This window comes from Paenibacillus sp. J31R120 (assembly GCF_056269225.1).
Map to the genome: position 1 here is coordinate 1 of NZ_JBWDNN010000015.1, position 14,128 is coordinate 14,128.

Sequence of the window (14,128 nt, forward strand, 5' to 3'; positions counted from 1 at the left end):
GGGAACCACGCGTTCCCATACCGAACACGACCGTTAAGCCCTTCAGCGCCGATGGTACTTGGACCGCAGGGTCCTGGGAGAGTAGGACGTCGCCAAGCACAAAATGGCCTGTCGCAGATGACTGCGGCAGGTTTTTTGTGCGTTCGGGACTTTGGGTTCGGCGAAGCCCTTGATCCCAAAGTCCACGGCGACGTTCCTCTCCCTGGCTGGGAGAGTGTCCGAACCTCTTCATCGAAGCAACTCGGTGATGTGGGCCCGGCCTTAGAGGTAGGTTCAGACGCCGACCGTGATGTGATAGCTGCGAAGCCTATTCATCCGGTGCGGAATGGACGTCGCCAAGCACAGAAGCCTACCGTAATGGACGGGTAGGCTAATTATTTATTAGGTCAAAAACTAAAGATAAATCAAAAACCTAAGGTCAAAATACCATTCTCCACAGGAGAATGTGAAATACCATAGACTATACTCCTAATCGGCACCTATACGATGCCTCATATAGCTATGAAGAGCATAAATTCAATGAAATAAATCACCTGTAGCAGCTTCCAGCTACAGGTTTTTTCGTTGAAAAGAATGTTATTCTACATCTTTTAAAACAAGAAGATTCAGCTATATCTACGAGAAATACAATAAAATGCATATAAATTTCATTGAATTATTAGAATATTTTAATGATTTAAAGCTATTTGAGCAGTAAGATTGTGCAAATTTAAAATGATTCTGAATATTCGCCATTGAAAAATGATATTGACAAATGTGTGAAGGTTGAAATATATTATTCTCAACAACTGGTATAGACGACTACTTCACTATACGACATTTGAAATCGAGGTGATGCCATGAAAGACTTGAAGGGCTTTATCGATCGTAATAGCGTTCTCCCGCTTTACTTTCAAGTGAAGGAGTATTTGCGCAGTCAGATTCAATCAGGTCATTATAAGCCAGATGAATTGATTCCTTCTGAGCGTGAGCTGTCGGAGGAATTTGAGATTAATCGTTTGACAGTCAGGCAGGCAATTAACGAGCTGGTACAGGAAGGTTTGTTGTATCGTCAGCGTGGAGTCGGAACATTCGTGTCCACGCCGAAAATTGAACAACCGCTTACGAAGTTGACAAATTTCAGCACGGATATGCAGAATCGCGGCGCTGTGCCGGGAGCACAGGTCGTGTCCATACAAGTTATTCCTTCTGCGAAGCAAGTTGCCGCGCAGCTTCGCTTGGAGACAGGCGAGGAAGTGCTGGAGATCGTACGGGTGCGTACGGCAGATGGTGAACCAATGGCGCTTGAACGCTCATACCTTGTGTACGAACTGGCAAGACCGCTGCATGGCATGGATATGGAAAATGTATCGTTATACGAAATGCTGGAGAGGTATTGCGGACTTAAACTTGTGAAAGCGGTTCAAACGATAGAGGTTGCTGCCGTATATCCGGAGGAAGCCGGCATTCTCGAGATAGGACAACATGATGCTGCGATGCTGATCGAGAGGACGACCTACGCGGAAGGCTTAGATCGGCCGGTGGAATATGTAAGATCGCTGTATAGAGGAGATCGCTACAAGTTTACAATCGAAATGAACGTCTAGACATCTGAGGAGGAACACTATGAGTAATCATTTGAAGCTGTCGTTCGAGATTTGGCCAAACATGCCGTGGGGAAGACTGGAGATCGCAGGTCCTGCCTGGAACTCCTGGGGAGACAAATCACTAGAGTGGTGCATAAGACAAATCGCTTCCTATGGCTATGAAGGCTTCGATGTCATCTATCCGAAGATACAAGAAATATTGCCTCATGAATATGACGATACGGTCAAAAAGGTACGCAAGGCGATGGACGAAACAGGACTTGCCTTCTCCTCTATCGGCTGTCATACGACGTTTGTAACACCGCGGTACTTCGACCGCGATGCCGGTATTGCGAAGTTCAAAAGAGCGATTGACGCCGCATCCGATATGGGCGCTGGCACAGTCGTGACGCTAATTGGAGACGGTTACTATGATCCGCCGCTATACAACCTGATGACACGGAAAGAAGCTTGGCATCAAGTCGTCACAGCGACACAAGAGGTTGCGGATTACGCCAAAACAAAAGGAATCGACGTCAGCATCGAGCTGATCCAGGGTACGATCATCAACAACATCGACGATATGCTGAAGCTGTTTGAACTGGTTGATCGCCCGAATGTATATGCTTGTGTGGATGTCGGAACGTTCTACACGACCGTTAAGCCTCGTATGCCGATCAAGGAAGCGATTCGCAAGCTGGGCGACCGAATCCGCGTAACACATGTGAAAGACGAAGTCGGTTTCCCGAACATTATGCAATCCCAGCACGTATGGTTTGGCGCTGGTTTTGTCGATTTCCGCGAAATGGCGGAAGCGCTTAAAGAAGTCAATTTCCAGGGCTACAACTCAGTCGAGTGGGAAGGCTTCCAGACAGGCGGCCTATACGGTGTCGGCGATCCTTCAGGCGTAAGCATGACAGACTTCGACAGAGTGGCTGAAGAATCGAAGGAATATCTTGAAGAATTCGGCTGGGGAAAACAAGACAAATGAACAAGGTAATCGCCGCTTCAGTCTCTGGGGAGATCGAAGATCTATTAGCACAACTTATTGCCATTGAGAGCCATAGCGAGGTACCTGAACAGGAGATGCGGTTAGCCGTATATATGCAACAATGGTTTCAAGACCAGGGGATCGAATGCGAGCTGAAAGAGGCGATCCCCGGTCGTCCCAACCTGATTGCACGGATCGTTGGGAGTGGAGGAGGCAAGTCCTTGCTCCTCAACGGTCATCTTGATACAGTTCCCCCCTATAGTATGCATAATCCATTTAAAGCAACTCTAATCGGAGATCGGCTATATGGCAGAGGAAGCGTAGATATGAAAGGCGCGCTTGCGGCGATGATGATGACCCTGGTGTCTATCCACCGCAGCGGAGTCAGCTTGGCTGGCGATGTGATCTTCGCAGGAACAGCAGGAGAAGAAATGTATAGTCCTGGTGCCTACCGCCTGGCACGCAGCGGTTTCCGGGCTGATTACGCCGTTGTCGGTGAGCCGACAGGGATGAGAGTCGGCATTGCGCATAAAGGGGTAGCCTGGTTCGAAGCGGACTTTGTAGGCCGCTCCGTTCATGGAAGCGTACCCGAGCAAGGCGTCAACGCAATCTACCGGGCCTCGCGTTGGATCAACTACATTCAGGATCATTATTTGCCGGAATTGAAGCTTCGCACTCATCCACTACTTGGCTCTCCATCTCTGAATATCGGAATGATTCAGGGAGGCGAAAGACCGGTAATCGTTCCGAACCACTGCGCGATCGGCTTCGAGCGGCGATTGCTGCCCGGAGAGTCGGCTGAATCGGCTCTGGCAGAGCTGGAATTGACACTAGCCGCCGTTCGTGAAGAGTATCCTGACTTTGAAGGGAAAATTCGCGTCTCGGACAATTTCCACGGTGTACCACATGGTCCAATGGGGACGAGCGCAGACAGCTTGCTGGTAAAAACGATGCTGGAAGCTTATCAAACAGAGTTTGCAACTGAGGCCTTGGAAGGGGCAGAGCCGATAGGCCTGCAATTCTGGACAGACGGAGCGCTTCTGCAAGAGGCATGTCCTGAAATTATCGTCTGTGGTCCCGGCAACATTGAACAAGCCCATTCCAACGAAGAATATATCGAGCTTGGGCAGCTCCACAGCGCTTATCGCATGTATGTGCAAGCCGCACTGGCGATTGCGGGACATGCTGCATTGGAAGAGGAGGCGTAGCACCTATGAATAGGTTCTGGCCCGTATGCTGGTATTGCGGCGAAACCTACGAGATAGAGCCTATCTATACTTGCAGACATTGCAAAGGCACTATGGATATTCACTATGAGTATAAGGAAATATTCAGCAAAGCCTACTTCGAGCCATTATCGAACGCAGCGGGGAGCGACATCTGGAGATTTCGAGAGCTGCTTCCGATATGGCCGGAACGGAGTACGGTCACGCTTGGCGAAGGCGGAACACCGCTTATCCGCACTAACAATATACTGAATATTGTGAATAATCAATCTTTATGGTTGAAGCTGGAATCGGTTAATCCGACATTGGCATTCAAGGACAGGCCGCTCGCGGTAGCCATGACAGCAGCTGCGCAATTTGGTCTGAAAGAGGTTGTATGCGCTTCAACTGGAAACACCGGTGTAGCTGCCGCAGCTTATGCGGCAAGAGCCGGCTTGCGTTGTACGATTTATGTGCCGGAAGGCACGCCAGAGGAGAAGCGGTCTGCGATGGAGCAGTACGGAGCGGTGCTGCATACCGTGGCAGGCCACTATAGCGATGCTTACAAAGTGGCGGAAGAGATGGCGCTTGAACGACAAGCTTTTAATCTGACCTCCACCTACATGAACCCTTATGCAGTAGAAGGCAACAAGACGGTTGCCTATGAGCTGGCTTTCCAGCTTGGCAAAGTTCCGGATTGGATTATCGTGCCGATTGGGGCAGGACCCTTATTATCCGGAATCTACAAAGGCTTTAAAGAAATGCGGCTCGCCGGGTTTACGGACAAGCTGCCGCGTATGGCAGGCGTACAGGCCGAGGGATGCGCACCGATTGTGAAAGCGTTCCAAGCTGGCGAGGCTGACGTACAGCCTTGGAGCGGTCCGGCTCAGACGATCGCTTCAGGGATTGCTGATCCCTTGCTGACTTATCCTGCGGATGGAACCCGCACCTTGTCAGTCATCCGAGAATCCGAAGGAATGGCGCTGGCTATAGCGGATGCAGAATTGATTCGCTATCGCAGGCTGCTGGCGGAGCGCGAAGGCGTGCTCGCCGAGCTGTCATCCGTGACGGCTGTTGCGGCAGCGGCGCATATGCAGCAGACTGGCTTGCTTGAGCAGAATGCTACCGTCGTATCGATTGTAACCGGGCATGGCCTTAAGGATATGTCCGCTGCAATAAATCATACAAAAGGGAGTGTCTTGTAATGAAGAGTAAAAAATTTCTGCTGCTGATCGCACTGGTTATCGTGCTTCAAACCGTGCTGGCGGCATGCTCGTCGAACAGCGGCGGCTCGGAGGGCAATAAGGACAAAAACACCAATACGGGCGGAAGCAACGGCAAAGTTACAGAAATTACGCTGTGGCATATGGAGGAGCCGCCGAACCGAGTGAAGCGATTCCAGGAAATTACGGATGCCTTCAACAAAGCAAACCCGGATATCAAAGTGACGCCGCAAGTACAGAGCTGGGGCGATGCATACTCGAAATTCCCGGCGTCCATTATGTCAGGCACGGGGCCGGACCTGCTCTTTACAATCCCGGACTACACGACGCTGATCAAAGAGCTGGGTGTTGTTCAGCCGGTTGATGACATCATCGCGTCACTGGACAGCAAGCATGGCTTCCTGGATACCGCTCTGGAGCCATACAAGTATGACGGCCAGACATGGGCAGTTCCGATCTTCGGCATGGTTCAAGTGCTATGGTACCGCAGTGATTTGCTGCAAGCAGCCAATGTAGAGCCGCCTAAGACATGGGCAGAGCTGAAAACGGCAGCCGAGAAGCTGACTTCCGGCAGCCAGTACGGCATTGCGCTTCCGGGATCGAAGTCGATGGCAACTGACCAGGTGCTGTACAGCTTCCTCGTATCTGGCGGAGCCAAGCATGTCATCAATGGCAACAACGAGATCACCTTCGACAATGAAAAGACCGTTGCAGCTTATCAAATGTATACCGATCTGATGAAGTTTTCTCCACCGGACAGCAATACGTATCAATGGGGCGAGCCGCAAGCGCTGTTCAACTCCGGCAGCGTCGCGATGGCGATCGAGAAGGGCCAATACCTGTCGACCTTTGAAGCGGAATCCGGACGTCCGGCCTCCGATCTGGGTGTCGTGCCAATGCCGGTAGGCGAAGGCGGGGAAGAAGGCAGCATCTACTATTCCAACGGCATCATGGTTCTGACAGACGATGCTGCGAAGAAAGAAGCCATTACGAAGTTCTTTGAATTCCTGTTCGAGCCAGAGACGTACGGCAGCTTTGTCAATGCGGAGCCGGGTCTGTTCCTTCCGGTTACGGAAGACGGCAGCAAGGCCGAGAGCTTCTGGAATGATCCGGTCATTAGTAAATACAAGGAGCAAGTAGAGGTATTGATAGAAGCTTCCAGCAAAGGCGCACTGTTTGGCTTCACAGACGGCGTAGCGACCAAGATCGGCCAGATTGCAGGACCGAACTACATGGCCCAAACGCTCGAGAATATCATCATCGCTGGGAAGTCAATTGAGGAATCAGTCAAATGGGGACAAGCCCAAATGGAAACTGCTGTGAAATAATTGGACGAGGGGTTTGATGGGCAGGGGTGTGCGTTGGATACCATACCCCTTCTCGTCCCTCCAGGGGAGTGAACAAGCTTGGAGATGTTAGGCAAAGGCAAAAGGTTCAACAAACTGCTGCCCTATCTGCTAGTTGCGCCTATTGTAATTTGGATTGTGGTGACCATATTTATTCCTTTATTTAGCGTAATCAAGGAAAGCTTCTACAGCACAGGGTTTATCGGTACAAAAGGCACGTTCGTCGGGTTGGATCAGTACAAAGCCACATTAACATCAAGCGCTTACTGGACAGCTTGGAAGAAGAGCTTAATATGGGTATTTGGCAATGGCTTGATGCAGACTGTGCTTGCCTTCAGCGTAGCGTTATTGCTCAACAAAGCATCGCGTATGACGAATTTTGCACGTAACTGGATGATCATTCCTTGGATTATACCGACGATTGTCGTCGCTATCTTTTGGCAATGGATATTTAACGGATCCTACGGTATTTTTAACCACGTGCTTCAAGCGCTTCATCTTATTGATAAACCGATTAATTTGCTGGGTGACAGCTTCTGGTCGTTCCCGATTGTCATCTTCATCAACACCTGGCATTGGTTCCCGTTCATGGCTGTTATCGTATTGGCGGGTCTATCTACCATTTCACAAGACATTTATGAGGCCGCCGATGTGGATGGCGCGAACAAATGGCAGCAATTCTGGAGCATTACGTTCCCTTCGCTGGGAAAAATCACGTTCGCGCTTGGACTTGTCGGCACATTATGGTCGTTCAATATATTCGATACGATTTACATTCTAACCGGCGGCGGTCCTGCAGGAGCTTCTACGACTGTACCGGTCATGATCTATCAGCAGGCATTCGAGCAGTTCAAGATCGGACAAGCTTCGGCAACCTCGATTATCACGGCCGTATTCTTGAGCATATTCGCCTTCTTCTTCCTCAAATATGCAGGGCCTAAGGAAGATTAACAACAAGCTTATCTCATCGCTACCGGAAAGTTGGTGACTGTCGTGAAAATATTCCGATACATCATCGGTATATTGCTGACCTTTTTAATAGTCTTTCCCTTCTACTGGGTCATCGTCTCTTCGTTCAAGCCGGCTGATCAAATCCTGAAGCCGGATCTGTTCCCGAAGGCCTTTACCCTTGTTCATTATCAAGAGCTGATCGAACAGACATCGTATTTGACGAACTTGTCCAACAGCATCATCGTCTCCATCGGCACGATGGCCATATCCGTACTCATCGTTATCCCGGCGAGCTTTGCACTGTACCGGATGAAGTTCAAGGGACGCAAGTTTGTAAGCCGCCTTATATTGGCTACGTATGTGTTCCCGGGGATTCTGCTGCTGGTTCCCGTCTATCAACTCATGGCGGATCTGCATCTGGTCAACTCTTTGCTTGGCCTAATGGTCATCAACGTAACATTCGCCGCGCCGTTCTCCGTATGGCTGATGCAGGGCTTCTTCGACAATGTGCCGATTGCGCTTGACGAATCTGCCGCCATAGACGGTGCTGGCCGGATGCGGACATTGTTCCAGATTATCTTGCCGCTTATTGGACCGGGCATCGCTACGATATCCATTTATGCGTTCATTATGGCTTGGACGGAGTTTGCATTCTCGTCAGTTCTGATCAACAGCGATTCATTGCGTACACTCCCAATCGGTCTTAACGCCATTATGGGCCAATACACGGTCCGCTGGGGCTGGACGACAGCTGGTGCGGTGCTTGCCTTGCTGCCGGTTGTCATCTTCTTCGCTTTCGTCGGTAAGTACTTCGTGAAGGGACTTACAGCTGGTGCGGTCAAATAATCGATTCATGGAGGTGTCGCCATGGAGAAGCTGCGTATCGGATTAATCGGAACGGGACGATTCGGCAGGCTGCACTTGCGGGTGCTGCGCCAATTGGCCCATGTGGAAGTAGCCGCGATTGCGGATGTCTATGATCCCGCTCTTCAGGCAGCGGCGTCGGAGTTCGGTATAAGGAGCGAGGACTGCTATGGGGATCCTCTGGAGCTGATTAAGCGAGAGGATCTGGATGCCGTAGATATCGTGTCCGACGAGAAGTCTCATGGTCCGCTTGTCATTGCGGCGTTGCAATACGGCAAGCATGTCATTGTAGAGAAGCCGTTAGCCGTTACGAGTGAGGAGGCTCAGGCGATCCAATATCTTCAGGCCGAGTCGAACCGCCAGGTCATGGTCGGCAATATCTCGCGCTTCAGCCAGCCATATTACGCAATCAAACGAAGCATAGACAATGGCTTGCTGGGGAATGTCGCTGCCATTCGTTCCAAACGGAATTTCAGTCGGTCATGGTTCCATTCCTTCGGCAATCGCGTACACCCCGTTTATGAATCCGGGGTGCATGAGCTGGATTTGATCGTCTGGTACGCAGGCTGCCGCTGCGTCAAGGTATCCGCTTTCGAGCGGAATATGAGCGGATATGTTCATCCTGATCTGTTCTCCGCGGTCCTGGTATTCGAGAGTGGATTGGTTGCTTCACTTGACTCCAGCTGGATGGTACCCTCCGGCGGTCCGCAAAATTTGGTCGAGACGCTGGAGCTGGACGGCACAATCGATGCTGAGATTGAAGTGATCGGGGACAAAGGGACAGCGAAATTCGGACTTGCACATCCCGGATTTACGATCTGGACGGATAGCGGCTTGCAGCATCCCGAGACGACGTTATGGCCCACGGGACCAGAGGGAATTGGCGGTGCGATACTGATAGAGCTGACTCATTTTGTAAATCAGATTGTGAAGGGCCAGGCATCGCCGGTTATGCCGCTTTCCCATTCGGTTCATGTAATGGAAATCGCGGAAGCCATCGTAGATGCGGCAAGAACAGGTGAAGTTGTGAAGCTTGCCGGAAGCGGCATTGGAAAGTAAGAAGATAGAGGGAAGGAGTGGATGAAGAGATGTCCATCGAGAATCGCTTACAGCAGCTAGGCATCACGATTCCTCATGTTCCGCCCCGTTTTAATTTTATCCCCGGGGTCCAGATCGGAGATTTGTTGTTTATCTCAGGCGCAACTCCAGAGATTGACGGGGTGATGCAGCAGCCGGGCCGGCTTGGCGCGGACATTGATATCGAGACGGGACAGAAGCTGGCCAGGCTGGCTGCCTTGAATGGTCTGGGTGAGATCCAGATGGTGCTTGGTTCGCTGGATCGAGTAAAGCGTATCGTACGGATGATGGGTTATGTGCGATCCGCTGCCGACTTTGGGGACCAGCCGCTGGTTATCAATGGCGCATCCGATCTGCTGGTTGATGTGTTCGGCGAAGCAGGACGGCATGCGAGAGCCGCGCTGGGAACAAGCGAGCTGCCGTCAGGAGCAGCTGTCGAACTCGAAATGATTGTGCAGGTCAAAGATTGAGATGAAGCTAAGCAGAGATATTTATTTGATAGGAAGCGGTAAGCTGGGCTTCGACTGGACACATCCGGCCGATTGCAATGTGTATGCGGTGGATACAGGAGAAGGATTAACGTTGATTGATAGCGGAACAGGTTTGTCCGTGGATGAGATGGCCAGCAATCTGGCAGAGCATCATTGCAGCATGGCCGATGTGACACATATTCTGCTTACCCATCTGCATGCCGATCATTCCGGTGGGGCAGCTGAGATTGCCCGTCTTACCGGTGCGCAGGTAGTCCTGCTGGATGAGGCGGCCCCTGTTCTTGAAGCGGGAGATGAGGCGGCAATCGACCTTCCTCAGGCCAAATTGGCCGGCTTCTATCCAGTGGACTACAACTGGACGCCTTGCAAAGCGGGCATTCGGCTTCGAGACGGGGAGATGTTCACGATTGGCCGATATTCTTTTAGCGCGATGCATACGCCTGGACATTCACGTTACGACACTTGTTACTTGATGGAGACGGCGAACGGACGGTCCGTTCTGTTCAGCGGAGACACGATTTTGTACGGAGGGAAAATCTCGATGCTCAGTACACATGATTTTTCGATCAGCACTCTTGCTTTAAGTATAGAGCGGCTCGCGGCTTTGGAGCCGGAGATGCTGCTGCCGGGCCACGGACAGCCAGCCTTGTCCCGGGCAGCGGAGCATATACGCACAGCCTCTCGAATCTTTGGCACACTGGGCATTCCGCCAACTATCGGTTAACGGGGTTGGCCATCAGGAAGGGGTATTCATATGCTTGCTAGCAAATTTGTTCATGAAATTATTGGTCATATTCATTTGGTGGAGAAAGAAGAGCGCCATTCTATTATGCAGGCAGCCGACTGGATTGCGGATTCTGTAGCTCGTGACGGGCTGGTCCATTTGTTTGGATGCGGTCACTCTCATCTGCTGGTAGAGGACTTTTTCTATAGAGCCGGGGGCATAGTGCCGGTAAATGCGATATTGGAGACAAGCATCATGCTTCATGAAGGAGCGGTCAAAAGCTCGAAGATTGAGCGGATGACGGGATATGCTCCGGTTATTCTCGATAACTACAACGTGATGGCGGGCGAAGTCATGATTGTGATATCCAACTCCGGAATTAACAGCCTGCCTGTAGAGATGGCCCAATCGGCCAAGGAACGAGGTCTGAAGGTGGTGGCCATTTGTTCGTCGGCTTACTTCAATGACGAAACCCGCCATCCATCAGGTCAACGCTTGCGTGATATTGCAGATTTAGTTATCGATAATCATATGCCGCATGGCGATGCCCTGGTAGAAATCCCGGACTTCTCTATGAAGATGGCGTCCGGCTCTACGGTTATCGGCAGCGTCATTCTGAATATGATCATGACCAGCGTGGCAGAGAAACTGGTCGAACAGGGAATAGAGCCGCCCGTCTATGTGAGCGGCAACATACCGGGCGGCTTCGAGAGAAACCAAGTCTATATCGATAAATACAGGCAACGGATCAAGCATCTATAAGAAGGCTGCAGAGTATTTTTGTGAAAGCGGGGAGTGGAGATGAAGGACGCATCTTTGGTACTCAGCATCGATATCGGCTCCACAGCAGTCAAAGTCATTGCGATGACAAAGGAAGGCGAGATCGCAGCTTCCGAATCGGGTCATTATCCAACGAGCTCTCCCCATCCGGGATGGGTGGAGCAAAGCCCGGAATCCTGGTGGGAGGCGGCCTCCACTGCGATAAAAGGATGTTTGGAGAAGGTTGGACCAGCCGCGATTGGAGCCGTATCCTTCTCCGGTCATATGAGTGCGCCTGTTCTGTTGGACCCGGACGGGAGACCCGTCATGCCAAGCATCCTGATTGCCGATTCACGCTCTTATGAGGAGACGGCATTGCTTAGAGCCCGCTATAAGGGAGCATTCCTCCAATTAACAGGCAATGAACCGATCGACGCTTTCACCGTATCGAAGTTGCTGTGGATCAAGAGAAAGCATCCTGAAGTGTTGGAGCGCGCTTGTACCTTGCTATTTCCTAAGGACTATATTCGGTACAAGTTAACGGGGCGACTCGGAACGGATCAGACGGATGCGGGCAACAGCTTGCTCTACGATCATAGCAAAGGCGAATGGGCGATGGATCTCATTCAAGAACTAGGGCTGCCTGTCCATCTCTTCCCGCAGATCCATGCTTCGTCCGACATCGTCGGCTATGCAACCCAGGATGCTTCAACAGCTACTGGGCTTATGGAAGGTACTCCAATCATAGCCGGTGCTGCGGATATGGCCTGCAGCCAGCTTGGGACAGGCGCCGTCCGCACTGGCACGCTGGCCATTACATTAAGCACGTCGGCTCAGGTCGTGATGAGAGTCGATTCTATGTCCTCCTCCAGTGCAGGCAAAGTAACCTATCATCCTTCCGCTATTCCGGGAACCTTGTATGCGATGGGGTCTGTCTTTACCGGAGGGCTGGGAATCGACTGGGCTTATCGTCTATTAACCGGGAAGAAGAAGCTGGCTGCGGAGGATTACGCGGCTATTAATGGGCTATGTGAGGGTATGAGGGCCATTCCTCCCGGCAGCGCTAATGTGATGTTTCTTCCTTTTCTGGTGGGAAGCGGGACGCCTCACTTCGACGCATACGATAGAGCGACGTGGATCGGGTTATCAACGGGTCAGTCACCGGAGCTGCTTATGCATTCCGTGATGGAGGGCATTACGTTTAATATTCGTGAAAGCATGGAAGTATTCGAGGCGGATGGCCATGTAATTGATCAGGTTCATCTGGGTGGAGGCGGCAGCCGAAATGCCGTGTGGCGCAACATGATTGGCGATGTTCTGGGCAAAAACCTCTCTCTCCTGAACAATCGGGACGCATCAGCAATCGGAGCGGCTATGCTGGCTGGTATAGGGATAGGCATGTGTACGATGGAAGATATCATTACACAGAAGCTTGTAAGCTTCTCTGATTCGATGACGTATTCAGCGGACCGGCATCGGTCCTACGATTCCATCTACGCCAGATATCTCAAAGCCTATCGGGCGCTGAATGAATGGTACCGGCAAGAGTGAGCTTGCTAACATAATGGATGCGGCCTATGAGGGGCAAGGACATGTTCCGCAACGTCATTTAAAAAGGAATCCTATGACATGGTACTCATGCAGGGATTCCTTTTTCGTTTGCATTTGTAGACTTAATTAACCGATGCGATATGAACGGGCCTGGCTTCTTCCGGCTTAACGGTTGTAAGCTTACGTTTAAATAAGGCTAGGACAGTAGAGGTGACTGCGATCGATAGCACGGAGATGAGTCCGCTTGTAAGCGAGTAAGCAAAGAGGCTGGATGCAATGACGATAAAGTCGAAGATGAAGTTACTTTTGCCGGGATTAATGCCATGCTTACGATGAAGATACAACGCCAGAATCGTAGCTCCGCCCAGCGATGCGCCGTTGCGGAATAATCCAATCAGTCCAACTCCGATAAAGGCCCCGCCAATGATCGCGCCAGGCAGCGCCGGGATGGTGAATGCGGGCAGCACGCTGTCCAGCGAGCTCAGTCCCGTGAGCATGGTAATGGCGATCATTGTTGTGAATGTAAAGGATCTGCCCATATAAAAGTATGAAAAAAGAAAGAATGGCAAGTTGAGTAAGGCGAACAAGTAATGGAACGGAATGTTCAGCATGGGAGATAAGCTAAGGGCCAGCCCTGCTGTCCCTCCTGTGACGACACCGGAATGCTTTAAGAGGAGAAGTCCGCCGGCTGTAACGAAGCAGCCTATTGCAATATGAAGCCATTTCCACACAGATGCCTTCACTTTGTAGCCTGATAATAGCAACATTTTGCATGCACCACCTGCATAAGGTTTATATAAATTAGAATACAGCAGGATTAAATAAGGTTATATGTTAATCTGAACGATTTTCATGTTAATATAGATAACATTGAATCTTATTTGCAGGAATGCCAAGCAAAGTGAAAGGTGGCTTACAAAGATGGACCATTTGAACCGAACGCTCTTGAAATTGTTGCAAGAAGATGGGCGCATGACGGTAAGCGAGCTTTCCAAAAAATTGGCGCTGAGCCGGCCCAGCGTGTCGGAGAGGCTTCTTCGGCTGCAAGAGAAAGGGGCCATTACCGGTTTCGCGGCCAGGGTGTCGCCAGCTGCTTTAGGAAGGAATATTCAGGTCATTATTCAAATTAGCGAGCTGAAAGTATCGCCGAATGAATTCGATAAGCGAATTGTGCATGACGGAGATATCTTGGAATGCCATCGTGTCACAGGGACGGTAAGTTATATATTGAAAGCGGCCGTTACCGGTATGGATGAGCTTAGCTTGTTGGTAGAGCGCCTAATGCCGTATGGCAATGTGAACACGTCGGTCATTCTCTCTTCGCCGGTTATGAATCCTGTTGTGCTCCCCAAAGATTAGACAAGAAGCAACCCTTGTTTCT

At 50.8% G+C, this 14,128-nt stretch carries 14 protein-coding genes and 1 rRNA gene; 14 read left to right on the forward strand and 1 reads right to left on the reverse strand.

The features are described 5' to 3' along the window. The 13 genes from rrf to AC0YNW_RS28445 form a co-directional block, all read left to right on the forward strand. Positions 1–98: ribosomal RNA gene (gene rrf / locus AC0YNW_RS28385) — 5S ribosomal RNA — on the forward strand; the annotation flags it as partial. Positions 99–839: 741 nt separating this feature from the next. After that, the gene (locus tag AC0YNW_RS28390) at positions 840–1,586 is read left to right on the forward strand and encodes a GntR family transcriptional regulator (RefSeq protein ID WP_475834740.1); all 747 of its coding nucleotides are present in this window, start codon (positions 840–842) and stop codon (positions 1,584–1,586) included. A 19-nt stretch (positions 1,587–1,605) separates the two neighbouring features. After that, positions 1,606–2,556: a sugar phosphate isomerase/epimerase family protein gene (locus tag AC0YNW_RS28395; protein WP_475834741.1), complete on the forward strand. Its 951-nt coding sequence runs from the start codon at positions 1,606–1,608 to the stop codon at positions 2,554–2,556. Then, positions 2,553–3,764, forward strand: coding sequence for a M20 family metallopeptidase (locus AC0YNW_RS28400; protein ID WP_475834742.1), 1,212 nt, complete (start codon positions 2,553–2,555; stop codon positions 3,762–3,764). Before AC0YNW_RS28395 ends, AC0YNW_RS28400 begins: the two co-directional genes overlap by 4 nt. 5 nt (positions 3,765–3,769) lie before the next feature. After that, positions 3,770–4,966, forward strand: a complete 1,197-nt coding sequence (locus AC0YNW_RS28405) for a threonine synthase (protein WP_475834743.1) — start codon at positions 3,770–3,772, stop codon at positions 4,964–4,966. Then, on the forward strand, positions 4,966–6,312 hold the full coding sequence (locus tag AC0YNW_RS28410) for an ABC transporter substrate-binding protein (protein ID WP_387479991.1): 1,347 nt from the start codon (positions 4,966–4,968) through the stop codon (positions 6,310–6,312). Before AC0YNW_RS28405 ends, AC0YNW_RS28410 begins: the two co-directional genes overlap by 1 nt. Before the next feature lie 84 nt (positions 6,313–6,396). Beyond that, positions 6,397–7,281: a carbohydrate ABC transporter permease gene (locus tag AC0YNW_RS28415; protein ID WP_387480057.1), complete on the forward strand. Its 885-nt coding sequence runs from the start codon at positions 6,397–6,399 to the stop codon at positions 7,279–7,281. Positions 7,282–7,323: 42 nt separating this feature from the next. Next, positions 7,324–8,127 (forward strand): carbohydrate ABC transporter permease, encoded by an 804-nt coding sequence (locus tag AC0YNW_RS28420; RefSeq protein ID WP_387479992.1) that lies wholly within the window; start codon positions 7,324–7,326, stop codon positions 8,125–8,127. 21 nt (positions 8,128–8,148) lie between these two features. Beyond that, on the forward strand, positions 8,149–9,204 hold the full coding sequence (locus tag AC0YNW_RS28425; protein WP_475834744.1) for a Gfo/Idh/MocA family protein: 1,056 nt from the start codon (positions 8,149–8,151) through the stop codon (positions 9,202–9,204). Between the two features lie 29 nt (positions 9,205–9,233). Further along, a complete protein-coding gene (locus AC0YNW_RS28430) occupies positions 9,234–9,692 on the forward strand; it encodes a RidA family protein (RefSeq protein ID WP_475834745.1) in 459 nt (152 codons plus the stop codon). A 1-nt stretch (position 9,693) separates the two neighbouring features. After that, positions 9,694–10,437, forward strand: a complete 744-nt coding sequence (locus AC0YNW_RS28435; RefSeq protein ID WP_475834746.1) for an MBL fold metallo-hydrolase — start codon at positions 9,694–9,696, stop codon at positions 10,435–10,437. Positions 10,438–10,467: 30 nt separating this feature from the next. Continuing rightward, entirely contained in the window at positions 10,468–11,199 is a 732-nt protein-coding gene (locus AC0YNW_RS28440) for a sugar isomerase domain-containing protein (RefSeq protein ID WP_475834747.1), read from the forward strand. A gap of 39 nt (positions 11,200–11,238) precedes the next feature. Further along, positions 11,239–12,747 (forward strand): xylulokinase, encoded by a 1,509-nt coding sequence (locus AC0YNW_RS28445; protein WP_475834748.1) that lies wholly within the window; start codon positions 11,239–11,241, stop codon positions 12,745–12,747. A gap of 122 nt (positions 12,748–12,869) precedes the next feature. Here the strand turns inward: AC0YNW_RS28445 and AC0YNW_RS28450 are convergent, their stop codons facing one another. Further along, on the reverse strand, positions 12,870–13,514 hold the full coding sequence (locus AC0YNW_RS28450) for a YitT family protein (protein ID WP_387479998.1): 645 nt from the start codon (positions 13,512–13,514) through the stop codon (positions 12,870–12,872). A 154-nt stretch (positions 13,515–13,668) separates the two neighbouring features. Between AC0YNW_RS28450 and AC0YNW_RS28455 the strand changes: the two genes are divergently transcribed. Beyond that, positions 13,669–14,106 (forward strand): Lrp/AsnC family transcriptional regulator, encoded by a 438-nt coding sequence (locus AC0YNW_RS28455; RefSeq protein ID WP_475834749.1) that lies wholly within the window; start codon positions 13,669–13,671, stop codon positions 14,104–14,106. The last annotated feature ends 22 nt before the right edge of the window (positions 14,107–14,128 follow it).

Excerpts from the sequence above, each read along its gene's own strand:
- AC0YNW_RS28440 (WP_475834747.1), top strand. The coding sequence starts at position 10,468 with ATGCTTGCTAGCAAATTTGTTCATGAAATTATTGGTCATATTCATTTG.
- AC0YNW_RS28390 (WP_475834740.1), top strand. The coding sequence starts at position 840 with ATGAAAGACTTGAAGGGCTTTATCGATCGTAATAGCGTTCTCCCGCTT.
- AC0YNW_RS28430 (WP_475834745.1), top strand. The coding sequence starts at position 9,234 with ATGTCCATCGAGAATCGCTTACAGCAGCTAGGCATCACGATTCCTCAT.
- AC0YNW_RS28450 (WP_387479998.1), bottom strand. The coding sequence starts at position 13,514 with ATGTTGCTATTATCAGGCTACAAAGTGAAGGCATCTGTGTGGAAATGG.
- AC0YNW_RS28455 (WP_475834749.1), top strand. The coding sequence starts at position 13,669 with ATGGACCATTTGAACCGAACGCTCTTGAAATTGTTGCAAGAAGATGGG.
- AC0YNW_RS28445 (WP_475834748.1), top strand. The coding sequence starts at position 11,239 with ATGAAGGACGCATCTTTGGTACTCAGCATCGATATCGGCTCCACAGCA.
- AC0YNW_RS28435 (WP_475834746.1), top strand. The coding sequence starts at position 9,694 with ATGAAGCTAAGCAGAGATATTTATTTGATAGGAAGCGGTAAGCTGGGC.
- AC0YNW_RS28415 (WP_387480057.1), top strand. The coding sequence starts at position 6,397 with ATGTTAGGCAAAGGCAAAAGGTTCAACAAACTGCTGCCCTATCTGCTA.
- AC0YNW_RS28410 (WP_387479991.1), top strand. The coding sequence starts at position 4,966 with ATGAAGAGTAAAAAATTTCTGCTGCTGATCGCACTGGTTATCGTGCTT.
- AC0YNW_RS28405 (WP_475834743.1), top strand. The coding sequence starts at position 3,770 with ATGAATAGGTTCTGGCCCGTATGCTGGTATTGCGGCGAAACCTACGAG.
- AC0YNW_RS28425 (WP_475834744.1), top strand. The coding sequence starts at position 8,149 with ATGGAGAAGCTGCGTATCGGATTAATCGGAACGGGACGATTCGGCAGG.
- AC0YNW_RS28395 (WP_475834741.1), top strand. The coding sequence starts at position 1,606 with ATGAGTAATCATTTGAAGCTGTCGTTCGAGATTTGGCCAAACATGCCG.
- AC0YNW_RS28400 (WP_475834742.1), top strand. The coding sequence starts at position 2,553 with ATGAACAAGGTAATCGCCGCTTCAGTCTCTGGGGAGATCGAAGATCTA.